The following is a 21,087-nucleotide window of genomic DNA, read 5'->3' on the forward strand; positions in this document are numbered from 1 at the left end:
ATAACTGACAGCACATGAGTACGATTCGTTTTAAGTTCGCGCCTCTCAAGGCATATGCTGCGCTCCATTGGATGGTGTGCCAGACGAGAGATATTGATCTGCATACGGCGCTTAAAGCGTGCTATTTCGCGGATAAAGCCCACCTGAACGCCTACCATCGCCCGATCTTCGGAGCGACCTACAAGGCGATGAAGTTTGGCCCGGTGCCTCTTGAAATCTACGAGATGGCAAAGGGCGAGGCTCTCTGGCTTGCCGAAATTCATGCCGACCATCTCCCTTGGAAACTGCAGGGCTATCGACTGCGGCTTGAGGGAAATTCTGAAGTCGATTTGTCTCAGCTTTCGGAAAGCGACAAAGAGTTTCTAGAGGCTGGGCTGGCCCGTTCATTGAAGATGTCTTTTAGTGAGCGTACGGCCGCTACGCATGGTCCAGATTGGCAGAAGGCAAACCTCGGCCTCATGCATTATGAAGACATGCTGGATGAGACAGAGGATAAGCCGGCGATCATCGAATACCTGATGGAAAATGCGAGATTCATGCGGCTTTGAGCGATGATATCTCCGCTAGACGTCATCCTGATTCATGACGGCACTATTACGCCACCGGGCCCAAAATTGGTCGTGTGCATCCATCCGGGTGAAGGCTGGTACTATCGCATAAACTCGAAAAACCACTGGAAACCAGCCGTCGCAATTTCGCGCGATCCGCACCATGGATTTCTAGATCACGACAGCTTTTTGGAATGTGGCGACCCGCTTGAACTTGATGATTACGTCGTCGAGGAATCAATCAGATACAAAGGCATCATTGGCCATGTATCTCCTACTCTGTGTGCTGAGATTGTTGCCGCTCTGAAGGACGCGCGGTATCTTAAGGAAGTCGATAAAGACGCAATTCGCGCAATTTTGGGGAAGTGCTAGAGACCAGCTTTAGCCTTCCGTCGCCGCCGTCCCTTGGTCGTCTTGATATGGTCCATGAGCGGCTTGATGCGCGAGGAATCCCACCCTTCGCCTGTGCGATGCGCGTGGCGGTTTCTCGGTTTGAGGCGCTGCCTTCCGCTTCGTGCATCAAGATCAGCCGCCAAAGCTCGCCCCTTCGGGCTTGGCGCGCGGCGTAGTGGCACGATTTGAGACGGATCGCCCTTGTACCCAAGGATGCCAAGCACCGCGTCTATGTGGAGTAGCTGGTGCGCCAGGTCCGCGCCCTTGAAGCGGATTAGGCCGGATATCTCGGAACGCTTCGCCACCAATGTGTTGATGGCGTGTTCGTATCGGGTGGAGCGGACGATAGGGGCAACTCTTGGCATGCCCGGATTTTATGGGAACCCGCTCTTTAGGTCGTGCGGCAAGTTGGTGCTTTTGCTACATAAGGCCGCAAAAAAGCCGCCGGGCGAGGCCCGGCGGCTTTTGCAGTTCACCCTCTGGCGGGCCTGCGCGCCTTACGGCGTGGTCATCGTGGCGGCTTCCGCGTCGATCTTGCTGGCCAGCGTGTCCTTGGCCCAGGCCGTGACGGCGGCATCGACCGGCTTGTTGGACATGGTGCCCAGCGCCGTGGTGAGCGAGGCGTCGTCGGTGCCGACAGCGGCAGCGGTAGCCGCCGCCTGGGCCTGGGCAGCCGCCGTGGTGTCGGTGGCAAGCGTCGCGGTCGCGGCGTCGATCTGAGCCTGCAAAGCGTCGATCTGCTGTTGCGACGCAGGTGGATTCGCCTGCTTCAACGCGGTCATCTGGTTGTTGAGGTCGTTGAGTGTCGCCTGGTCGGTGGCCACTTGGGCGGCCGCAGCGTCAGCCGCCGCCTGCGCGACCTTGGCCTTGGCCGACTGGGTCACGAAGGCCTGGACGGCGGCGAATTTCTTGCTCTTGGAGTTCATGTAGGCGTTGATGTTGCGCTGCAGCGAGTTCAGCCGCCCGAGCTTCGAATGGATGTTCGCGTTCGACGTGGAGGTCGTGGTCGTGTTGTCGGTCGAGGTATCCGAGGCTTCGGTGCTCGTGTCGGTGCCTTTGTTGTGGCCCGGGGCAGATGCCGAGTTGCCATGCGAGGCGCCGCTGTTGCCGTTGCCGTTTCCGCCGCCATGGCTGCCGCCATTGCCATGGCCATTGCCGTTGCCTGCAAGCGCAGGGGCCGCCGCGAGGGCCAGGATGGCAAGCGATGCCAGAAGTGTTTTGCGCAATGTCATTGTGCTTCTCCGCAGATGAATCTTCACATGGCCCAACCGCTAGGCAGCCTCATATGAGAATTTCCTAACGCCGTCGGATAAACTTTAGGCATTCGCGGTCGCGAAATGAGAGCGGCGCGGCCATCGCCTCGTATCTTGCTCGAAGAACCACACTAACTCATTGAAATCAAACAGAAATACAAAGGGCCGAGCGTGTTTGGGCCGTTTGGAACAATGAGGGCCCTTGTCTCGCCAGACCATGGTCCCAAGGGGGCATTTGGGTACGCGAAAGTTCGCAAATCGGGAGCGTTCGGGCCGTCGGAACACTCTTGCCGGGCCGAGGTTAACACTTGAAGGGACGCTGCCCGAAAGGACCAATCGTCATGAAACGCATTCTTCTTGTCGCCGCCTTGCTCGCCATGTCCGGAGGGCTGGCTGCAGCGCAGTCGAGCACGTCGTCGGGTTCTTCATCCACGACCACGGTGCCCAGCACGGATCAAACGCAAACGAACTCGACCAATCCAAACTCGGCCAAGGATTGCGCTCCGGGACAACAGACGACCGGGAGCGCGAAGCAGGCGGCCCCCGGCCAGCAGGATACAAGCGCCAAATCGAACGCTCCCGGCCAGATGAAAACGACGACGCAAGGCTGCTAGCGTGTTGCAGCGTCCGCTGAAACGGCGGACCGCCCTATCTTCCCGTTATGGTGCGGTTGCGGACGGAACGCTACGGCGAAGGCGCCGAGCCTAGCTGTTTCACGCGGCTTCCACGTCGCCGGTGGTCGCCGGCGCGTCGGTCGCGGTATCCGGGTCCTCGCTCTCGCCCGAACCGGTTGGAGAGAGCACCGTCAGATCCATTCGGGCGATGCGGGACGCGGCTTTTCCTTGCGCGTTCGGCTCGCCCGCATCCGTCTCGGCAACCGAGGCCTTTGCAAGGTGGCCGATGCTTTCCGCGCTCTTGCCCGGGAAGGTTTCCGACGATCCCTGAGGTTTGCTCGAATGATGCACGACGCCAGCGGAATGCTGGCTTCCGACGGGAGAGGTCATGGCTGCGCTCCTGACAGGACGACGGCAAATCATTAGCACTCCTGGCTGGCGTCAAGCTTGCGACTTTAGGGATTGCTAAGATGATGCGCCCGCCGGACGGGACGGCACGCAGGCCGCCGGCCCGTCACTAGCCGGCGACGGTTCTGTCTCCGGGTTGCCCGCACCGTTCTAGCCGCCGACCAGCGGCACGGTGGCCGATTCAGTTCCGAGTGTTACTGAGGGCAAGCTCCTTGCACGCTGTTCGCCAGCGGCACGTTCACCATGGCCGCGTAGCTGATCGGGTAGTCGCTGAAATATGGGAAGCTGATGACGAAGGCATAGCTGGCCTTGACATGGGCCATGCAGAAGCCACCGCTCGGCTGATCAGTGGTAATCGTGACGTTAACATTCTGCAGGCCGAGCGCCTTCAGCTTCTGCGTGGCGATCGCCTGGATGTCGGACTGCGTCAGCGTGTTGTTGAGCTGCAGCGAGCGCGCGGAGGCCTCAAGCGCATAGCGCACGCTGGATACGCTGTTCATCGACCAGCCGAAGGCGAAGATGCCGAACAGGAGCATGATGAGGATAGGCACAATCAGCGCGAACTCGATGCCGGCGCTGGCCGAGGCATCGCCGCCAAATGCCCGAAGCTTTTGCTTGTCTGGAATTGCATTAGCGGACACGGACCACCTGCTGATGGCCGATCGCGGTATTGTTTGGGAAGGGGCCGAAGGTAAAGGGCGGAACCCAGGTGCCCGACGCCTGGATCTGGACATAGATCGAGCGTAGGTTCGACCCTGTGCACGGGGTCGCCGCGTCAACCACGGTTGTTCCGCACTTGTAGGTGCGGCTCACCGTGACCGCCGCGTCGGCGGGCTTGTTGTCCCAGCTTGCGAGCGCTGCTGCCTGGGTGGCGCTGTCGTCGGAGGAGCCGGCCAACAGGAGGTTCGCCGCCGTCTTCACCCCTGCCCGCATCGCCAGAGAGCTGGTGACGTAAGACCAGCCGTCCACCACGCCGAGAAGAGCGGCGCACAGCACCGGCATCACCAGCGCGAGTTCCACCGCGGCGATGCCGGTGCGGTCCCTGCCGAAACGGATTACAGGCAGCGCCATGGCCGCTACTCGACGACCGCGACCGACGGGGCGGCAGGGATATCCGCGAACCCGTATTTCTTGCAATTCTGGTTGATGGTCGCATTGCCCGACCACTGGATGGTGTCGGCCACAACCTGCGAGCAGCCGTCCAGGCCCGAGAAATTGCCGAGATAGTTGACCTGCTGCCTGGGGAAATAGAGGGCGCCGGTCAACAGTGAATTCGCGGTGCCGTTGAAAGTGCTCTGCGCCGCCGTTCCCGTCCGGTCGCCGTAAAACAGCATGCCGGAATAGGTGCCCGAGGTCGGCGCGCTCAACGTCACGGTTGCGTTGCCGTTCATGCTGACGGTGTTGCTGCCGGCCATGTAGATGGTTACCCCGTCGCCCGAGACGACGGCGTTGGCGTTAATTTTCATACTGCCTTGAACGACATAGACCCCGGGAGAAAGCGTGACATTGCCGTTGAGGCTCATGCCGCTGCAATAGGTGCCGGGCTGCAGCGTCTGCGATGACTTGTTGCCGTTGACGTTCTTGCAGGGGTTGGACGCCGCGGGCGCCGGCACGCTGGAGAAGGGATCGGACGCCGGCAGGGCCTGGGTCATAGGCGACTTGCAGACCGTGGTCACCGGGTTGTTGAGTGAAACGCCGCCCACAGAGATCAGGCAGTCCGTCTGAAGCCCCGCCGATCCCTGCACCTTGATGGCATCGTTGGCCATCGAATCCGACATGACCGAGCAACCGTTGAATTTGACGCTCGTGCTGCCGGAAAACAGCGCCGACTGCGAGGCCGACGGGTTGAGCGCCAGCACGCAGGCCTTTGAAGCGTCGGTGATCAGCGCAACCGCCCTCGCCTGTTCCGGCACCTTGGTCTGGGTGAAGATGGAGGTGAACATCCGGTCGAGGTTCTGGCTGAGGATGACCTCCACCGCCTTGTTGGCCGTGTTCGGTCCCGAGGTGGGCGGCGTGTTGACGACGATGGTGCCGCCGCCCAGCCCGTTCGAGGCGGCCGATGTCGTGGCGGCGGCGGTGATGGCGGCCGTGTCGGACCCCTGGATCTTTTCCAGCGCGCCCGCATAGGCGGCCGCGTCCGCGATCGCCTGCAGCTTCAGGCTCGAATAGTACCAGTAGGACGTCTCGACACCGAGCCCCGCGCCGCCGACGACGATCGGCAAGGTGAACGCGAAGATGGTCGCGACATTGCCGCCCTTGCCTTCGCAAAAGCGTCTAAGGGCCAGCCAAGAAAAAAATTGTCTTAAGAACGGACCTGAAAAGGCCATGGCCGAGCACACCCGCGGTATCCCGGCGGTCACGTCATCATTGCCATATGAACGAATGCCTAATTATTTCGTTCGACTTGCGCCGGTAGGACCGCAGCGGGCGTCCGCCCCGATCTTGCGCCGTGCGTGCTCAGACTTAAGGCCTAACCTCTTTAGGACTTAAGGTGTAAGTATCCGTAAAACCTAATATTTTAGCACGTTCTGCATTTTATCTTTTTTGGAAATCGCCCGTAGAGACGGCACGCCTATCACTCTTCGGAATACGACGAGGGCGGGCTCCATGTTTGGACGGTTTTGGGTTTCGAAGCGCGGCAATTTTGCGGTCGCGACCGCGGTTGCCATGGTGCCGCTGATGCTTGGTGTGGCAGCTTCCGTCGACCTGATCGGCACCAGTGACGACGCCGCCCAGCTGCAGAACTCCCTGGACGCCGCCGGCCTTGCGATCGGTACGAAGTACCAGCCGACCATGTCGGCGGGCGATGTGCAGCAACTGGGCCAGACCTTCTTCGCGGCCGATATGAGCGCGGCCGACGCACAGGAGCTGTCGGGCAGCCTCGCCGCCTTCCAGGCCGCCGCCAGCGGCGATCCAAGCGCCTATTTCATTTCGGCGTCGTCGAGCATCAGCCGGCCAGCCTTCATCGGCGCCATGCCGGCCTGGCAGGCCACGCGCACCGCCTCGGTCAAGATCAAGCCCGGCGCGCAGGCCTGCGTGCTGGCGCTCAACCAGCATGCCGACAACGCGGTCAACCTGCAGGGCTCGACCAATGTGGCGATGAGCGGCTGCGTGATCGCGGCCAATTCGGACGCCGCCGACTCCGTCAACCGCGGCGGCTCGGCGATCGTCAGCGCAGCTTGCGTCTCGACGGTCGGCGGCACGCAAGGATTGACGCCGCCCAGCGCCACGCTTTCCTGCGGCACGCCGCATGAGAAGCAGTATGCCTCCTTCGATCCCCTGGCCGACGTCGTTCCTCCGGCCTACACGCTTTGCCTGCCGGTGCCCAACGGCAAGACGATAACGCTCTCGCCGGGCACCTATTGCGACAAGACCCTGTCGGGAAAGATCACCCTCAATCCGGGCACCTACGTCATGCGCAACGTCGTTATCAAGCCTGGCGGCAATGGCAGCCTGAGCGGCCAGGGCGTGACGATCTTCCTGATGGAGAACTCGCAGCTCTACATCAATGCCAACGAGCAGGTGAACCTCTCCCCGCCCACCAGCGGCCCCTATCAAGGCATCACCATCTACCAGGCGCATGGCAACACACAGGCGCTTACGCTGAACGGCGGATCCGGCTCGCTGGTGAGCGGCTTCATCTACGCGCCGGACGCGGCCATCACCTACACCGGAAATTCGGACATGAGCGCCCAAGGCAGTTGCCTGCGGCTGGTGGGCGACACCGTCGCGATGACGGGAAACTCCTCGGTGAAGTCGGACTGCACGGCCGAACTGGGGACCCGGGAGATGTATGCGGGCCGAATGATCACCCTGGTGAAGTGAGGCGGAAAGCGGCGGCGGCTCGCGAGGGCCGCGACGACCGATCTCCTGCCGGAGCCCTCGGCCCGGCCGCCGCGCTTAATTACGCGATAATGTCGGCGCCCGGCCGCTCGTCGAAAAGAACCGAGCAGCCGCGCTCGAGCGCGACCTGCGTCAAGGCATTGGCCGCATCCTCGTCCGACGAGACGAAATCGCCGGTCAGGACGCGCAGTTCCTCGACGGCCCTCGACATCGGCACCACGCGCCCGGCAGAACGGTCGCTCGCGCATGCGTCGATGACACACAGAAGATCGATGAGTTCGAAATTATCCATGGCGGCCTCCACTGGCGCCATCCCTTCGCTCAGTCAACGGCGTGAGGCGCGGACTGGTTCCCGCGCCGGCTTCATCCTTGCGGCCTGGCCGGCGCGAGCTTGAGATCGAAGCGGGCCGGCAGGCATGGCTCGATACAGGCTTTGCGCACCGATCCCGTGGCCATGGTGTCGATTGGAAGAAGGACAATCATCTGGGCATGGCGTTGCGGCCAGAGCGGCCCGCCGAAGAGGAGGAAGACGCCGCCGATCACCAGCGCCAGGAGCAGCGCGGCAAACAGGTTCGCGATCATGTTGCCGGGTTGCACGGCAGCAACTCCAAGTCAGTTTCCAGAGGGAAAGGAGTGCCCATCACATCGCAGGAATGATGGGCACTCCGTGGTCGACCGCCGATGAAGGGACTTTGTCCGGCGGCTTAGTAGTCAAATGCATTGATGCCGCTGTTGTTGCCCGAAAATCGGCGCCTCGGGCCTCTGCGCCCGACGCATGAGACTTCAGTCCGAAAACGGCCTCGGACCGTCGCCCGAGGGCCGGAACAATCGCTTTCGGCTGCCGTTGCCCGGCCATCGAAATCGGCGAAAGGAGAGAAGACATGGCCGACGGACCTACAGTCGTAAACACCGGCGGCGGAGGCGGCGGCGGAACCGCGGTCGCTGTCGTGGTTGCCATCATCGTGATCGTTGGACTGCTGTTTTTCACCGGCATAATCAACATTGGCGGAGGCGGCGGGTCGAAGGACGTGAATGTCAAGATAGACGCCCCGAAGGTCGAGGCGCCCGCGGCTCCGACGGCCTCGCCGGCGCCTGCAGCACCGGCCAAGACGCCCTCACCGGCCCCCGCCGCTCCTGCCCCCGGTCCAGCACCCGCCCCGGCAAGCGGCGGCTAGTCAGCCGGGCGTTTGTTGCGGCAACGCCACTTTCGGTCCGCGCGTTCTTGCGAACCGCGAGCCATTTCATGGAGCGGTCCCGCCTTTTGACGGGCCGCTCCAACTGTTGCTGCTCCAATTCAACGTAGAATTCAGGCCTCGAGGTCCATCGGCTGGTGGCCGGGCTGCTGGTGCCAAAGCACCTGGCGATAATCCGTCAGTTCGACGACCTGCGTGCAGACCGGACAGATGTAGCTGTCGCAGCATTGGCGAAGCGCCGGGGATCCGCGGCGAGCGGCAATGACCGGCGGACGCGAATAGGCTTTGACGGCTTGATCAAGCATGGTTTCCTCCTGGTGGTTGTCGATTATCCCCGCCCAAAGGCTCCTCCCCCTCGCCGACACGCCGCGCCGCCGTGGCACTTGGCGAGCGGTGGAGCAGGTTCGGCATGATGCTGATGGGGGAATGCACGAGGCCGCGACGATATCGCCTTGATTGTTGCCGAGGGTCGCATCGAATTCTCTCCCTGTCGGGCGAAAACGGATGGGTCCCTCAACCACCGCCGTGCCAGCGCGAGAACACGAAAGCACCGGCAACCAGGTTCCGCATTAACTTCCGATAAGGCGCCAAAGAATCTTGCAAATATCTTCGAGCGCCGGGAGCGCTCAAATATATTAGCGACCTCTCATTATAAGGTGTATGAGTCAGACAGCGGTCGCCGACGATCGCAACGTTAGGCGCCGCTTCAGATGGGAGGGAAACCATGGCCGAAGTTGCAATGCAGGTGACGAAACTCGAATCCAAATCGCACAACAATCCCGACGAGGTCCGCGCGCCCGCCAAGACGCGTGTCGAGATCGTGCGGCTGCCGGGCTACACGCTGGGGCGGATGAACATGCAGCCGGGCTGGAAATGGTCCGAATGCGTCAAGCCGGTGGTCAAGACCGACAGCTGCCAGGTTTCGCATGTCGGCTATGTCGTGTCCGGATCGATCACCGTGCGGATGACCGACGGCACGCAAAAGACCTTCGAGGCCGGCACTTCCTACACCATCCCGCCCGGCCATGACGCCTGGGTGGAGGGCAACCAGCCATTCCAGTGCATCGAGGTGCTGAGCGCCGAACAATACGCCAAGCCGGCATAGCGCGGACGCTCGCCTCATTTTCGGCAATGGAGAACTGGGGCGCCGTGGGCGGCTTTCCTGTCAGGTTCGCGCGATCTCCTCCAGGGGTGATCGTGCGAGCTGCGCCTATCCACGGCTGCTTCAGGTTGTGGAAACTTGCACGCCCTAGCGTGGCGGCTTGACAGAGAGCTTCTTTTGTTCTCTTTATGTTCTGTTAATTCCCCATACAAAAGACGCAGCTAATGCTGCAATGCCACACAAATGGCCATGGGAGCGCGCGATGGCCGCCACGAATGAAGCTGCGGCCGCCACCATCCTGCATGCCGATCTCGACGCCTTCTACGCGTCCGTCGAGCAGCTGCTCGATCCGTCATTGCGCGGCAAGCCGATCGCCGTCGGCGGCGGCGTTGTGCTGGCGGCTTCCTATGAGGCCAAGGTGTTTGGCGTGCGCGGCGGCATGCCCGGCCGCAAGGCGCGCGAGCTCTGCCCGCAGCTCATCTTCGTCGGCGGTCATTTTTCCGAGTACCAGCGCCTCGGCGACGCCGCGATCAAGGTGCTCGACGACTTCACGCCAGTGGTCGAGCGCATCTCGATCGACGAGGCCTTCGCCGACGTCGCCGGCTGCACGCATCTGTTCGGGCCGCCGCCGGAGATCGCGCGAAGAATCCGCGAGCGGGTGAAGGCCGAGCTCGGCCTGCCGATCTCGATCGGCGTGGCGCGGACAAAGCACCTCGCCAAGATCGCCTCGCAGGTGGCCAAGCCGGACGGGCTGGTGGTGGTCGAGCCCGGCACCGAGCTTTCCTTCCTGCATGACCTGCCCGTCACGCTGATGTGGGGCGTCGGCCCGGCGACCAAGGCGCGGCTCGCCGAAATCGGCGTCGAGACCATCGGGCAATTGGCGCGCACCCATAGCGCCGCGCTGGAGCGGCTGATCGGCCATGCCGCCGGCCGGAAGCTCGCCGCGCTCGCCTGGAACCGCGACCCGCGCAAGCTCGAGACGCATCGGCGCGCGATTTCGGCCGGCGCGCAATCGGCGCTGGGCAGGCAGCCGGCGGTGCCGCGCGTCTTCGTGCCGACGCTTTTGCATCTGGCCGACCGCGTGGCGAGCCGCCTGCGCGCCAAGAACCGGCCCGGCCGCACGGTGACGGTGCGGGTGCGCTTCGCCGATCTCAGCGCCGTCACCCGCTCGGTGACGCTGGAGCAGCCGATCCAGGCGACAGTGATGCTGGCCGAGATCGCCGAGGAGCTGGTGCGCGGCGTGCTGGCCGCCCATCCCGGCGAGCGGGACATATCACTGCTCGCCATCTCCGTCTCGCATCTGGAGGAGCATGCCGAGCTGCAGCTCGAACTGCCGCTCGGCCTGATGGATGAGAAGCGGAAGCCCGGCAGCCGCAAGGGCCTCGCCCGCTTCGGCGCCGACCGCGCCATCGACAAGATCCGCGAGCGTTTCGGCAGGCAAGCCGTGGGCTATGGCACGGTGGCGCTGGAAGGCCCACGTTCGGTGCCGGACGGGTTCAGGGAACTGGCGGAGAAGGAGCTGTGAATCCTCTTGCAGCGTTGGAGATTGGGGAAAGCCGATGCGACGGCCAATCTCCCCGTGAGGAAATGTCCGGCAGGACACCGGAGCGAAGGAACGCCCATCTTGTCCTTCGTCATTCTAGCGCAGAGCAAGGAGCGAAGCGACGCGCGCAGACCCTAGAATGACGAAAGATAGGCTGGCGGGACAACGCCTCCTTCGGTCCTGCTGGACGTCCCCCGCAAGGAGGGAGATTGGCGGTTGCGTCGCCTCGTTCTCACCCTGTCTCCGCCCACTCCAGCCTCATCATAGCGCCCATCGTTTCCCCATCGCCGAGCACCGTCAGCCCTTCGCCGTGATGGGCATCGACCGGGTGCGAGACCGGCTCGAAGCAGAAAAAGCCGGCGTCATGCGACGGTGAATAGAGGATGAACACGTCCAGCTCCGGCGAGGCTGTCAGTTCGACCGCAATCCCCTGGGCCGGCTGCGCGATGGTGGCGCGCCGATTCCACCCGACGAAGGCGTTGTTCACCCAGCCGGCCGGCAAAAGCGAAGCCCGGGAAAAATCCCACCAGGGATGCTCGGTGAGCGGCGCTAAGCCTGTTGGTAGGTGGCGCGCGTCCTCGAGCCAGACGCGCTCGGCCGTGGCCTGCAACCTCGTCCTGGCGCCGCGCGGAAACCAGGGATGGAAACCGAGGCCGTAGGGCAGACGCATGCCGGCGCGGTTCTCGACCGTGAGGCGCGCGTCCAGCGCGCCGCCGCGCAATGCATAGGTGACGGACGCCGCGTAGCGGTATGGCCCGATCGCGCCGTCATCGAGCACCAGCTCGGCCTGGGTGTCGCTACGTCCGGCAAGCCGCCACGGCTTCTGGAACCCGTCGCCATGAATCGGAAAAGCCTCGCCGGGCATGTTCGGCGGGACGGCGTGAAAACGGCCGTCGAATTCGAAGCCGCCGCCGGAGATGCGGTTCGACCACGGCACGAGAAGCTGGCAGCCGCACGTGCCGGTGCCGTCCCCCGGCTTCAGCAGCGGAACCGGCGCGCCGCCGACCACGAGCGCGTCGTAGCGCGCCACGGCCGCGCCCTGCTCCGGCGCAAGGACGAGCCGCGACCGCCCATCGTTCAGTTCGACCATGCCCGGCATTGCCTCACCAGCCGCCGTCTATGGCGATGTTCTGGCCGCTGATCATGTCGGAAGCCGGCGAGACGAGGAACAGCACAAGCTCGGCGACATTCTCGGGCTCGATGCGCTTCTTCAGGCTTTGGTTCGCGAGAATCCAGTCATTGTATTCTTTCAGCCGGTCGCCGAAGACGCGCTCCTCGGCTTCGGAAACCACGGCGCCCGGCGAGACCGCATTGACGCGGATGCCATGCGGCCCGAGCTCGCGCGCCAGCGACTTTGTCAGGCCGAGCATGGCGCCCTTGGAGGCGACATAGGGCACGTAGCCGTCCCAGCGGCCGTTGAGCGTGATCGAGCAGAAGTTGACGATCTTGCCGTAACCCTTCGCCTTCATGCCTGGAGCGCAGGCCCGCGCCAGCGCGAACGCCGCCGAGGAGTTGACGCGGATCTGGTCCTCATACTCGGCGAGCGAGAACTCCTCGAACGGCCGGTTGATGATCAGTGCGGCGTTGTTGATCAGGATGTCGATGCCGCCTTCGTCTCCTGCCACCGCCGCCACAGCCGCCTCCGCCTCGGCGAGGCGGTTGAGATCGCAGCCGACGAAAGCGATATCGCCGCCGGCCTTATCGGCCAATCCCTCGACGATCTTCGGCGCTTCGGCGATGTCGGGACGGTCGAGCAGCAGGACACGCGCGCCGGCCCGCGCCAGCGCCACCGCCTGCGCCCGGCCGAGCGAGCCCAGCCCGCCCGTCAGCAAAACCTTACGACCAGCGAGCACCTTCATCGCCACCTCACAGGACACCGTGGACTTCGTCGATCGAGGTGTCCTCGATGCGCTTGTCCAGCACGACCTCGCCGCGCGCCATGGCCACGATGCGGTCGCAGCAGTCGAAGACGTGATGCATGTTGTGGCTGATGAAGACGCCGGTGACGCCCTGCTCCTTCAGGCCGCGCACGAAGCCGATCACCTTGTTCGTCTCCTTGACCGAGAGATGGTTGGTCGGCTCGTCGAGGATCATGACCTTCGACTTGAAATGCATGGCGCGCGCGATCGCCACACCCTGGCGCTGGCCGCCGCTGAGCTCGCCGACGAGCGCGTCGGGCGAGCGCAGGTGCAGGTCGACATTGGCGATGGCGCGAATGCTCTCCTCCGCCATCTTCTTCTGGTCGAGGATGCCGACACCGAGGACCGAGAAGCGCGTCGGCTCGCGGCCGATGAACAGATTCCTGGCGATCGACATGGTGGGAACCATGGAATTGTACTGGTAGATGGTCTCGATGCCGAGATCCATCGCATCGCGCGGCGTGGCGATGCTGACCGGCCTGCCCTCGACCTTGATCTCGCCCTGGTCGGCGCGGTGGACGCCGGACAGGATGTTGATCAGGGTCGACTTGCCGGCGCCGTTGTCGCCGACAAGGCCGAGCGCCTCGCCGCGCCGGAAGTCGAGCGAGACACCCTTCAGCGCATGCACGCCGGAATACCATTTGTGCAGGTTGCGCACCGAGATGATCGCGTCGCTCACCGCTTCAGCCCTCCATCTTGATGGCCTTGGCGCGCTTGCGCATCCAGGCATTGGCGACGACGGCGAAGATGGTGAGGAAGCCGATGGCGAACTTGAACCAGTTGGCGTCGACGTGGCTCAGCACCAGGCCGTTGTCGATGACGCGGATCAGCGTCGTGCCGATGATGCCGCCCATGACGGTGCCGATGCCGCCGGTGAGCGAAGCGCCGCCGATGACGGCGGCGGCAACCGCCTGCAGTTCCAGCCCCTCGCCGATCGAGGGCAGCGGCGAGCCCAGTCGCAGCACCTGCAGCATGCCGGCGAAGCCGGACAGCACCGAGCACAGCATGAAGCAGACGATCTTGACCCTGGCGGTCGGGATGCCCATCGCCGCCGCGGCCGGCATGAAGCCGCCGGTGGCCTTGATCCAGTTGCCGAAATTGGTGCGCGACAGCATTAGCGAGGTCAGCACCGCGACCGCCACGAACCACAGGAAGGACATGCGGAACATGTTGCCCGGCCCGACGAAGGCGGTGAACAGCCAGTTGGGCAGGTCCACGGGGAGCAGCGGCGGGAAGCCGCCGGAGACGACGACGGTGAGCGAGCGCGCCATGAACAGCATGCCCAGCGTGGTGATGAAGCTCGGGATCGCGAAGCGGATGGTGACGTAGCCGTTGACGAAGCCGATGGCGGCCGAGACCAGCAGCCCGGCGAACAGCGCCAGCGGGAACGGCCAGCCATGCACCATCAGCACCGCCATCGTCATCGGCATCAGCGCGAAGACCGAGCCGACCGAGAGGTCGAACTCGCCGCTGATCATCAGGATGGTGACGCCGATGGCGACGAGGCCGGCCTCCGGCAGGATGCCGAGTATGCCGCGCAGATTGTCGGCGTTGAGGAACACGCCGTGCGAGCGCACCTGGAACAGGATGATGAGCAACACCAGCAGGATCAATCCCGCCAGCTCCGGCTTCTCGAGATAGGTCTTGAACAGGCGCTTCAAGGAGGGGCTCCGGATTCGGGATTCGGACGCATCGGCGACGGCGGGCGCCGCCGATGCAGGTCGGTTTAACCTCAGCGCATGCCCTGCGCCGACAGCGCCATGATGCCGTCGGCCTCCTTCGGCCGCACGATGCCCTGGCCGGTGTCGATGTCGGATGGGGCGAGGCCGATCTTCTTGCTGAGATAGGCCTCCATCACCGGCATGAAGCCCTGCATGTAGGGCTGCTGATCGACAAGCGCCTGGACATAGCCCTTCTGCATCTGCTGCAGCACCTCCGGAACGAGGTCGAAGCCGCCGAGCAGCACCTTGCCGGGCGCCACGCCGCGATCGGCCAGGACGCGCGCCACGCCGGCGCACCAGAAGCCGGTGTCGAAATAGGCCGTGGTGTCTGGATGGGCATTGAGATAGGCGCCGACACGGTCGGAAGTGATGGCGAGATCGGTGCCGCTGTCGATGCGCTCCCACGACACGTCGCGGTCCTTATGGGCGGCCTTGTATTCCTCGAGGAACTGCATGACGCCGGCGCCGCGGCTTTCCGACCAGTTCTGGCCGGGCGCCGAAATGCCGACCAGCACCTTGATCGGACCGTCCTTCGGGAAGCTCTCTGAAATCGCCTTGGCGAGCGAATAGCCGGCGGGCTTGAAGCCCTGGCCGACGAAGGCCTGCCGGGCATTGCCCTTGGCGCCTTCGGTGTCGTCGACATTGACGGCGATCACCAGCACGCCGGCATCGCGCGCTTCCTTGATGACGTCGTCGAAGGCATGGTCGTCGACGATGGAGGTCAACAGCGCATCGGGCTTGGCGGCAAGGGCGGCGCGCATGTTGGCGACCTGCTGCTCGACCGAGCCCTCGGTCTGGGTGAAGACCATGTTGCAATTCGCCTCGACCTTGGCGCAGGCATCGTCGAAGCCTTTCTTCACCGCCTGCCAGAAGGTGTTCGAGGCCGACGAATGGTGGGTGAAGACGATGTTGAGGCCGTCGGCCCTGGCGACGGATTGTCCGCCGATCAGGGCCGCGCCAAGCAAAAGCATAGCAGTCAGTTTTCTCATGTCTGTTCCTCCCTATGGATTTTTTCTAGATGTCGGCCTTGTCGGAGACGCGGCGGTGGACGGTGTAGGCGCGGCCGAGCTCCGGATTGAGCGCCAGCCCGAGCCCCGGCCCCGGCGGCACGGTGATCATGCCGTCTCTCACCTCCGGCAGCGCGGTCACAAGGTCGCGGTACCAGGTGCGGTAGAAGGCGCGCACGCTTTCCTGGACGAGCGCATTGGGGGCATTGAGCGACAGGTGCGTCGAGGCGGCGAGCACGACCGGGCCCGTGCAGTCATGCGGCGCCACCGGCAGCCGCCAGGCCTCGGCCATCGACGCGATCTTGCGCGCTTCCGACAGGCCGCCGCACCAGGAGATGTCGAGCATGACGATGCCGGCGGCGCCGGTTTCCAACAGGTCGCGAAAAGCCCAGCGGCTGCCCAGCGTCTCGGAGGCCGAGATCGGCGCCGGACTGGCCGCCGCGTAGCGCTTCAGGTCGCCGAGGCTGTCCATGCGGATCGGATCCTCATGCCAGTAGGTGGCGAACGGTTTCAGCGCCTGCGCGATCTTCATGGCCGGCAGGAGCTGCCACATGGAGTGGAACTCGACCATGATGTCGATCTTGTCGCCGACGGCTTTGCGAATCTTTTCAAAAGGTTCGAGCGCGGCCTTCAGGTCGGCCGAAGAGATGTCGTTGCCGCGCGTCTTTTCGGCGGCATGGTCGAACGGCCAGATCTTCATGGCGGTGATGCCGTCGGCAAGCAGCTCTTCGGCCAGCTCGTCGGCGCGGGTGAGGAAGGCGTTCAGGTCGTCATAGTCGCGCCCGGCGCCAATGCCGTAATTGGCCGTCGTCTGGCCCTTGGCGTCCTTGATGTATTCGGTGCCGGCGCAGGTGTTGTAGGTGCGGATCGAGCGGCGGCTGAAGCCGCCGAGCAATTGCGCGACCGGCTGGCCCGTGGCCTTGCCGAAAATGTCCCACAGCGCGATGTCGAAGGCGGAATTGCCGCGCACCTCCGCGCCGCTGGAGCGAAAGCCGAGATAGCCGACGAGATCGGCGGCCAGAAGGTCGATCGCCAGCGGATCGCGGCCGATCACCCGGGGCGCGACATATTCGTGCAGATATTCCTCGACCGTGCGCGACAGATAGAAGGTCTCGCCCAGCCCGGTGATGCCCTCGTCGGTATGGACCTCGACCCAGAGCAGGTTGGGGCGCTCCGCGATGCGGACCGTTTCGATGGCGCGGATCTTCATGTCAGGCGATCCCCGCGTCGATGAGCGCCTTGACGCTCTTGTCGAAATGCTCGGCCATGTGTTCGGCCGCCAGCCGTGGATCGCCCTTGAGGATGGCGTCGGCGATGTCCTCGTGGCCCTTGATCATCTTGAGCTGGGCCTCGTCGGACGAGCGGGTCCGCCAGCCGATCACCCAGGTGCGGCGCGTGACGCCGCTGAAGGCGGTGACGATCAGCGAGAAGACCGGGTTGTGCGAGGCGGCCGCGATCGCTTCGTGGAAGGCGATGTCGTGTTCCATGACGGCCTCGGGATTCGTGAAATTCTCGCGCATCAACCGGGCGGAGCTGGCGATGGCGGCGGCTTCCGCGTCGGTACGGCGGAGCGCCGCCAGCGCCACGGTGCGCATCTCGATGGTGCGCCTGACGTCATAGACCTGCTGGACGCTGATCTGGTGGGTGGTGATGCCATGTTCGATGACCATCGACATGGCGCCGGTGTCGAGCTTGGCGACGGTGGCGCGGCGGCCCGCGCTCATGTCGATGAGGCGCATCGCCGACAGCGAGCGGAAGGCCTCGCGCACCACGGTGCGGGAGACGTTGAGCTGGCGCGTCATGGCGGCTTCGCTGGGCAGAGGATCGCCCGGCGCCAAGCCCTCGGCGCGGATGTGCTGGGTGATCGCCTGGATCGCCGCGCTCACCAGGCCGGGGCTCGGCTCGCTCGTTGGCTCTGTCGGCTCCATCGATCCTTGCATATTGCTTCCCCATAACCTGTATGACAGGTTGTTGTAATATTGCTCATAATTCAGGCGAAAGATATATGTCAAGCCGATTCCAAACGAGACGGAGGAGCTCGATGTCCGATATTGGAGCCGCCCTGGTTTTCGACGCACGCGACGTGGTCGGCGAGAGCCTGGTCTGGGACGAAGCCCGAGCCCGACTGGTATGGGTCGATATCATCGGCCGCAGGATTCACCGGCTCGATCCGCTGAGCGGCGCCCACGAAAGCTGGCCGACCCCTGATCTCGTCACCTCGATCGGGCTGAGAAACGATGGCGGCGCCATCGTCGGCCTGCGCAAGGAGATCGCGCTTTGGGATTTCGGCGGGCCGTTCCGGACGATCGCGACGATCGAGCCGGACAGGCCGGACACACGGCTCAACGAAGGCGTCGTGGCGCCCGACGGTTCGTTCTGGGTCGGCACGATGGCCAACAATATCGGGCCGGACGACGCGCCGCGGGCCATCACCGGCGACGAGGGCCGGCTCTATCGCGTCGATGCGGACGGCACGGTGACGGCGCTCGGCAAGGACCGATTCGGCATCACCAACACGATGGTTTGGCTGCCGGACGGCCGCTTCGTCACCGCCGACACGACGAAGAATGCGCTCTACAGCTATGCCTGGGACAAGGAAGCCGCGCGGCTCGGCGAGCGGCTTGTCTTCCTCGCCGATTTCCCGCGCGGCCTGCCCGACGGCTCATGCCTGGACGTCGAGGGCCACATCTGGAACTGCCGCGTGGTGGGCGGGAGCTGCGTGTTGCGCATCGCGGCGGACGGCAGGCCGAACCGGGTCGCGGAGCTGCCCTGCGGCTGGCCGACGAGCTGCGCCTTCGGCGGCGCCGGGCTCGACACGCTGTTCGTGACCTCCGCACGCTTCACGATGAGCGCCGGGCATCTTGCCGCCAATCCCTCCGAAGGCGGCCTGTTCGCGCTCAAGCCCGGCGTGCGGGGAGTGCCGGGAAACCGGTTCGGATAATCTTCCCGGCGGTCGTGGCCGGTTCCAGTCCGTGAAGTTACGCGTTCCCCCACTTGCAAGAGGGCCGGCACTGGGCTGGATTGGCCAAAGCCAAGATCGAGGACGCCGGAGTCGGAGGGGGCGCAATGGAACCGATTGCGGCCGGGTCAGCACCGGACGTGGATGACGGCAAGGCCGAGCGCTACGACCTCGGCCTTTGCCTGTCGGGCGGCGGCTACCGCGCCATGCTGTTCCACGCCGGCGCGCTCGCGCGGCTGAACGAGGCGGCGCTGCTCCAGAAGCTCGACATGGTGAGCTCGGTTTCGGGCGGCTCGATCGCGGCCGGGCTCTTGGCGGTGCTCTGGCCCCGCTTCGTCTTCACGGGCGGAGTCGCCACCAATTTCGATATCTATCTCGACAGGATAGTGGAGTTCTCGCAGGTCTTTCTCGACGCGCCGTCGATCCTCAAGGGCTTGTTCAATCCGTTTTCAAGCGCGGCGCGCGAAGTCGCGGCCTGCTACGAGCAGCGCCTGTTCGACGGCTCCAGGCCGATGTTGAAAAGCCTGCCGGAAAAACCCTGGTTCGTGTTCTGCTCGAGCAATCTCGGCACCGGCTCGCTGTTTCGCCTGTCGCGGCGCTACATCGCCGATTATCGCATCGGCGTCGCTTACGGCGCCGACCTTCCGGTGGCTCTTGCGGTGGCCGCCTCGTCGGCCTTCCCGCCTTTCCTGTCGCCGCTCCGGCTCGACCTCACGCCCTTCGCCTGGACCAACGACAAGCTCGACCCTTCGGTCGGCCCGCCGGTGCCGCCATCCCGCGCCGTGCTCACCGATGGCGGCGTCTACGACAATCACGGCGTCGAGCCGGCGCTGAAGCGCTGCCGCTGGCTGCTGGTGAGCGATGCCGGCGCGCCCTGGCAGGCTTCGAACGCCGGCTACTGGAACTGGTTCTCGCAGTTGAAACGCGTCGCCAACACCACCGACAACCAGGTGCGGTCACTGCGGCGACGGGATCTGGTGGCGCGCTTCCAGGCGGCCAAGGACGCCGACGATCGAGGACTGCCCAAAGACGCGACCCGGCCCGACTATGCGGCGGCGCGCGGCGTCTTCTGGTCGATCGCCAGCAAGCCGGACGCGACCGAGCCGACTTTCGTGCAGACCGCCGAGACCGCGCCGGCCGATATCGGCACATCGCTGCATTTCCTGGGCAGCGAAGAGACCGTCGATCTGGTGAACTGGGGCTATTGCGCCGCCGACCAGGCGCTGAGGAGCTGGTACGAGCCGGCGGTGGCGCCGGGAAAGGGCGTGCCGCTCAAGGCGGGCGATGTGAAGCCGGGGCGCTGTGCTAGGGTTTCGAAGATGATGATGGGTGTTTTTAAGGTTTGAGCGAGGCGCTGAAGCCGCTGATCTCCCCCCTTGTGGGGGAGATTAGGCGCTCCGCGGCTTTCGCTAATCGCCTTGGCGCAATCCAATCCGGTTCGTGCCCTGCCCTGCGCATGCTAACAGGATCGCTTTCAACAATTTCAACAAATGGACAGCGACATGGCAGGCGAAAAAGTAGCTCTGGTGACGGCGGGCGGCAGCGGCATGGGGGCGGCGGCGGCCAAGCGCCTGGCGGCGGACGGCTTTAAGGTCGGCGTGCTCTCCTCCTCCGGCAAGGGCGAGGCGCTGGGCAAGGAACTCGGCGGCTTCGGCGTCACCGGCTCCAACCAGTCGAACGAGGACCTGAAGCGCCTTGCCGACGGCGCGCTGGAGCGCTGGGGCCGCATCGACGTGCTGGTCAACAGCGCCGGCCACGGGCCGCGCGCGCAGATCATCGAGATCAGCGACGAGGACTGGCATAAGGGCATCGACACCTATTTTCTCAACGCCGTGCGCCCGACCCGGCTGGTGACGCCGGTGATGCAGAAACAGAAGTCCGGCGTGATCATCAACATCTCGACCGCCTGGGCGTTCGAGCCGAGCGCGATGTTTCCGACCTCGGCCGTGGCGCGCGCCGGGCTTGCCGCCTTCACCAAGATCTTCGCCGACACCTATGCCGCCGACAACATCCGCATGAACAATGTGCTGCCCGGCTGGATCGACAGCCTGCCGGCGACCGATGAGCGCCGTGGCAGCGTGCCGATGAAGCGCTACGGCACGTCGGAAGAGATCGCCGCGACGATCTCGTTCCTCGCCTCGGATGGGGCGGCCTACATCACCGGGCAGAACATCCGCGTCGACGGCGGCATCACCAGGGCATTGTGAGGGCGGCTAAAGCAATTCCAGGAAAAGTGTGAGCGGTTTTCCGTCCGGAATTGCGTAAAAACAAAGAGATAGAGCGGTTCGCCGTTTCCGTGAAACGGTGAAACGCTCTAGGACGCCGCCTCGAATCATCCCGGCCTGCGGGAATTGAGCACCCACAGAACGCATAGGAAGGCTATCGAGCCCACCAGGACGATCGAATTGCCGACCACGATGTTCCAGAATCGTGTCGGATCGTCCGACAGTGCGACCCAATGCAACTTGCCTCGGACTTCGCCCGTCTTGATGCCGCAGGCAATGTTGTAGATCGCGATGGCGGCGAGCGCGGCCATCAGGACAAACAGGTCGTTGTTCTTGTTGCGATCCATGGCAGCGGTTTT

The 21,087-nt window shown here is 64.2% G+C and carries 25 protein-coding genes; 9 read left to right on the forward strand and 16 right to left on the reverse strand.

What is annotated here, in order from left to right:
• The first annotated feature begins 14 nt into the window (after positions 1-14).
• A complete protein-coding gene (locus tag DPM35_RS00165) occupies positions 15-548 on the forward strand; it encodes a Panacea domain-containing protein (protein ID WP_112125342.1) in 534 nt (177 codons plus the stop codon).
• A gap of 890 nt (positions 549-1,438) precedes the next feature.
• On the opposite strand, the gene DPM35_RS00175 is transcribed toward DPM35_RS00165, so the two are convergent.
• Positions 1,439-2,173, reverse strand: coding sequence for a hypothetical protein (locus tag DPM35_RS00175; RefSeq protein WP_112125344.1), 735 nt, complete (start codon positions 2,171-2,173; stop codon positions 1,439-1,441).
• Positions 2,174-2,535: 362 nt separating this feature from the next.
• On the opposite strand from DPM35_RS00175, the gene DPM35_RS32105 reads away from it, so the two are divergent.
• Positions 2,536-2,808, forward strand: coding sequence for a hypothetical protein (locus DPM35_RS32105; RefSeq protein ID WP_146767895.1), 273 nt, complete (start codon positions 2,536-2,538; stop codon positions 2,806-2,808).
• A gap of 99 nt (positions 2,809-2,907) precedes the next feature.
• Here DPM35_RS32105 and DPM35_RS00180 read toward each other — a convergent pair whose 3' ends face one another.
• The 4 genes from DPM35_RS00180 to DPM35_RS00195 all read right to left on the reverse strand — a co-directional run bounded on the left by DPM35_RS00180 (position 2,908) and on the right by DPM35_RS00195 (position 5,543).
• Positions 2,908-3,198, reverse strand: coding sequence for a hypothetical protein (locus DPM35_RS00180; RefSeq protein WP_112125345.1), 291 nt, complete (start codon positions 3,196-3,198; stop codon positions 2,908-2,910).
• 212 nt (positions 3,199-3,410) lie between these two features.
• Positions 3,411-3,857, reverse strand: a complete 447-nt coding sequence (locus DPM35_RS00185) for a TadE/TadG family type IV pilus assembly protein (RefSeq protein WP_245431374.1) — start codon at positions 3,855-3,857, stop codon at positions 3,411-3,413.
• Positions 3,847-4,287, reverse strand: coding sequence for a TadE/TadG family type IV pilus assembly protein (locus tag DPM35_RS00190; protein ID WP_112125347.1), 441 nt, complete (start codon positions 4,285-4,287; stop codon positions 3,847-3,849). The genes DPM35_RS00185 and DPM35_RS00190 overlap by 11 nt, the downstream gene beginning before the upstream one ends.
• A 5-nt stretch (positions 4,288-4,292) precedes the next feature.
• Positions 4,293-5,543, reverse strand: a complete 1,251-nt coding sequence (locus DPM35_RS00195; protein ID WP_112126173.1) for a TadE/TadG family type IV pilus assembly protein — start codon at positions 5,541-5,543, stop codon at positions 4,293-4,295.
• Positions 5,544-5,823: 280 nt separating this feature from the next.
• On the opposite strand from DPM35_RS00195, the gene DPM35_RS00200 reads away from it, so the two are divergent.
• Positions 5,824-7,041, forward strand: a complete 1,218-nt coding sequence (locus DPM35_RS00200; RefSeq protein WP_112125348.1) for a TadE/TadG family type IV pilus assembly protein — start codon at positions 5,824-5,826, stop codon at positions 7,039-7,041.
• 79 nt (positions 7,042-7,120) lie between these two features.
• Here DPM35_RS00200 and DPM35_RS00205 read toward each other — a convergent pair whose 3' ends face one another.
• Positions 7,121-7,351, reverse strand: coding sequence for a hypothetical protein (locus tag DPM35_RS00205; protein ID WP_112125349.1), 231 nt, complete (start codon positions 7,349-7,351; stop codon positions 7,121-7,123).
• Positions 7,352-7,422: 71 nt separating this feature from the next.
• Complete coding sequence (locus DPM35_RS00210) at positions 7,423-7,656, reverse strand: polymerase (protein ID WP_112125350.1); 234 nt, start codon at positions 7,654-7,656, stop codon at positions 7,423-7,425.
• Positions 7,657-7,940: 284 nt separating this feature from the next.
• Here DPM35_RS00210 and DPM35_RS00215 point away from each other — a divergent pair, with 284 nt between their 5' ends.
• Positions 7,941-8,234, forward strand: a complete 294-nt coding sequence (locus DPM35_RS00215) for a hypothetical protein (protein ID WP_112125351.1) — start codon at positions 7,941-7,943, stop codon at positions 8,232-8,234.
• Between the two features lie 131 nt (positions 8,235-8,365).
• Here DPM35_RS00215 and DPM35_RS00220 read toward each other — a convergent pair whose 3' ends face one another.
• Positions 8,366-8,557: a hypothetical protein gene (locus tag DPM35_RS00220; RefSeq protein ID WP_112125352.1), complete on the reverse strand. Its 192-nt coding sequence runs from the start codon at positions 8,555-8,557 to the stop codon at positions 8,366-8,368.
• Between the two features lie 419 nt (positions 8,558-8,976).
• Here DPM35_RS00220 and DPM35_RS00225 point away from each other — a divergent pair, with 419 nt between their 5' ends.
• Together DPM35_RS00225 and dinB are read left to right on the forward strand one after the other, a co-directional pair.
• Complete coding sequence (locus DPM35_RS00225; RefSeq protein WP_112125353.1) at positions 8,977-9,357, forward strand: cupin domain-containing protein; 381 nt, start codon at positions 8,977-8,979, stop codon at positions 9,355-9,357.
• Between the two features lie 259 nt (positions 9,358-9,616).
• Positions 9,617-10,879, forward strand: coding sequence for a DNA polymerase IV (gene dinB / locus DPM35_RS00230; protein ID WP_112125354.1), 1,263 nt, complete (start codon positions 9,617-9,619; stop codon positions 10,877-10,879).
• A 250-nt stretch (positions 10,880-11,129) separates the two neighbouring features.
• Here the strand turns inward: dinB and DPM35_RS00235 are convergent, their stop codons facing one another.
• From DPM35_RS00235 to DPM35_RS00265, 7 genes are all read right to left on the reverse strand, one after another.
• Positions 11,130-11,987 (reverse strand): aldose 1-epimerase, encoded by an 858-nt coding sequence (locus DPM35_RS00235; protein WP_245431375.1) that lies wholly within the window; start codon positions 11,985-11,987, stop codon positions 11,130-11,132.
• A 13-nt stretch (positions 11,988-12,000) separates the two neighbouring features.
• Complete coding sequence (locus tag DPM35_RS00240; protein WP_112126174.1) at positions 12,001-12,756, reverse strand: SDR family oxidoreductase; 756 nt, start codon at positions 12,754-12,756, stop codon at positions 12,001-12,003.
• 7 nt (positions 12,757-12,763) lie between these two features.
• Complete coding sequence (locus DPM35_RS00245) at positions 12,764-13,495, reverse strand: ATP-binding cassette domain-containing protein (RefSeq protein ID WP_112125356.1); 732 nt, start codon at positions 13,493-13,495, stop codon at positions 12,764-12,766.
• 4 nt (positions 13,496-13,499) lie between these two features.
• Positions 13,500-14,477, reverse strand: a complete 978-nt coding sequence (locus tag DPM35_RS00250; protein WP_112125357.1) for an ABC transporter permease — start codon at positions 14,475-14,477, stop codon at positions 13,500-13,502.
• A gap of 71 nt (positions 14,478-14,548) precedes the next feature.
• Positions 14,549-15,526, reverse strand: a complete 978-nt coding sequence (locus tag DPM35_RS00255) for a sugar ABC transporter substrate-binding protein (protein ID WP_112125358.1) — start codon at positions 15,524-15,526, stop codon at positions 14,549-14,551.
• A 25-nt stretch (positions 15,527-15,551) separates the two neighbouring features.
• Positions 15,552-16,754: a mandelate racemase/muconate lactonizing enzyme family protein gene (locus tag DPM35_RS00260; protein ID WP_112125359.1), complete on the reverse strand. Its 1,203-nt coding sequence runs from the start codon at positions 16,752-16,754 to the stop codon at positions 15,552-15,554.
• A gap of 1 nt (position 16,755) precedes the next feature.
• Positions 16,756-17,484, reverse strand: a complete 729-nt coding sequence (locus DPM35_RS00265) for a FadR/GntR family transcriptional regulator (RefSeq protein WP_245431376.1) — start codon at positions 17,482-17,484, stop codon at positions 16,756-16,758.
• A 101-nt stretch (positions 17,485-17,585) separates the two neighbouring features.
• Here DPM35_RS00265 and DPM35_RS00270 point away from each other — a divergent pair, with 101 nt between their 5' ends.
• The 3 genes from DPM35_RS00270 to DPM35_RS00280 all read left to right on the forward strand — a co-directional run bounded on the left by DPM35_RS00270 (position 17,586) and on the right by DPM35_RS00280 (position 20,710).
• A complete protein-coding gene (locus DPM35_RS00270; protein ID WP_112125361.1) occupies positions 17,586-18,485 on the forward strand; it encodes an SMP-30/gluconolactonase/LRE family protein in 900 nt (299 codons plus the stop codon).
• Between the two features lie 125 nt (positions 18,486-18,610).
• Entirely contained in the window at positions 18,611-19,849 is a 1,239-nt protein-coding gene (locus DPM35_RS00275; protein WP_245431377.1) for a patatin-like phospholipase family protein, read from the forward strand.
• A 156-nt stretch (positions 19,850-20,005) separates the two neighbouring features.
• The gene (locus tag DPM35_RS00280; protein ID WP_112126175.1) at positions 20,006-20,710 is read left to right on the forward strand and encodes an SDR family oxidoreductase; all 705 of its coding nucleotides are present in this window, start codon (positions 20,006-20,008) and stop codon (positions 20,708-20,710) included.
• A 125-nt stretch (positions 20,711-20,835) separates the two neighbouring features.
• On the opposite strand, the gene DPM35_RS00285 is transcribed toward DPM35_RS00280, so the two are convergent.
• A complete protein-coding gene (locus DPM35_RS00285; RefSeq protein WP_112125362.1) occupies positions 20,836-21,075 on the reverse strand; it encodes a hypothetical protein in 240 nt (79 codons plus the stop codon).
• Between the last annotated feature and the right edge of the window lie 12 nt (positions 21,076-21,087).

It is taken from the genome of Mesorhizobium atlanticum, assembly GCF_003289965.1.
In the GTDB taxonomy this organism is placed as follows: domain Bacteria; phylum Pseudomonadota; class Alphaproteobacteria; order Rhizobiales; family Rhizobiaceae; genus Mesorhizobium; species Mesorhizobium atlanticum.

Coding starts and splice junctions, on each gene's coding strand:
- DPM35_RS00165 (WP_112125342.1), top strand. CDS start 15: ATGAGTACGATTCGTTTTAAGTTCGCGCCTCTCAAGGCATATGCTGCG.
- DPM35_RS00175 (WP_112125344.1), bottom strand. CDS start 2,173: ATGACATTGCGCAAAACACTTCTGGCATCGCTTGCCATCCTGGCCCTC.
- DPM35_RS32105 (WP_146767895.1), top strand. CDS start 2,536: ATGAAACGCATTCTTCTTGTCGCCGCCTTGCTCGCCATGTCCGGAGGG.
- DPM35_RS00180 (WP_112125345.1), bottom strand. CDS start 3,198: ATGACCTCTCCCGTCGGAAGCCAGCATTCCGCTGGCGTCGTGCATCAT.
- DPM35_RS00190 (WP_112125347.1), bottom strand. CDS start 4,287: ATGGCGCTGCCTGTAATCCGTTTCGGCAGGGACCGCACCGGCATCGCC.
- DPM35_RS00195 (WP_112126173.1), bottom strand. CDS start 5,543: ATGGCCTTTTCAGGTCCGTTCTTAAGACAATTTTTTTCTTGGCTGGCC.
- DPM35_RS00200 (WP_112125348.1), top strand. CDS start 5,824: ATGTTTGGACGGTTTTGGGTTTCGAAGCGCGGCAATTTTGCGGTCGCG.
- DPM35_RS00205 (WP_112125349.1), bottom strand. CDS start 7,351: ATGGATAATTTCGAACTCATCGATCTTCTGTGTGTCATCGACGCATGC.
- DPM35_RS00215 (WP_112125351.1), top strand. CDS start 7,941: ATGGCCGACGGACCTACAGTCGTAAACACCGGCGGCGGAGGCGGCGGC.
- DPM35_RS00220 (WP_112125352.1), bottom strand. CDS start 8,557: ATGCTTGATCAAGCCGTCAAAGCCTATTCGCGTCCGCCGGTCATTGCC.
- DPM35_RS00225 (WP_112125353.1), top strand. CDS start 8,977: ATGGCCGAAGTTGCAATGCAGGTGACGAAACTCGAATCCAAATCGCAC.
- dinB (WP_112125354.1), top strand. CDS start 9,617: ATGGCCGCCACGAATGAAGCTGCGGCCGCCACCATCCTGCATGCCGAT.
- DPM35_RS00235 (WP_245431375.1), bottom strand. CDS start 11,987: ATGGTCGAACTGAACGATGGGCGGTCGCGGCTCGTCCTTGCGCCGGAG.
- DPM35_RS00240 (WP_112126174.1), bottom strand. CDS start 12,756: ATGAAGGTGCTCGCTGGTCGTAAGGTTTTGCTGACGGGCGGGCTGGGC.
- DPM35_RS00255 (WP_112125358.1), bottom strand. CDS start 15,526: ATGAGAAAACTGACTGCTATGCTTTTGCTTGGCGCGGCCCTGATCGGC.
- DPM35_RS00260 (WP_112125359.1), bottom strand. CDS start 16,754: ATGAAGATCCGCGCCATCGAAACGGTCCGCATCGCGGAGCGCCCCAAC.
- DPM35_RS00265 (WP_245431376.1), bottom strand. CDS start 17,484: ATGCAAGGATCGATGGAGCCGACAGAGCCAACGAGCGAGCCGAGCCCC.
- DPM35_RS00270 (WP_112125361.1), top strand. CDS start 17,586: ATGTCCGATATTGGAGCCGCCCTGGTTTTCGACGCACGCGACGTGGTC.
- DPM35_RS00275 (WP_245431377.1), top strand. CDS start 18,611: ATGGAACCGATTGCGGCCGGGTCAGCACCGGACGTGGATGACGGCAAG.
- DPM35_RS00280 (WP_112126175.1), top strand. CDS start 20,006: ATGGCAGGCGAAAAAGTAGCTCTGGTGACGGCGGGCGGCAGCGGCATG.
- DPM35_RS00285 (WP_112125362.1), bottom strand. CDS start 21,075: ATGGATCGCAACAAGAACAACGACCTGTTTGTCCTGATGGCCGCGCTC.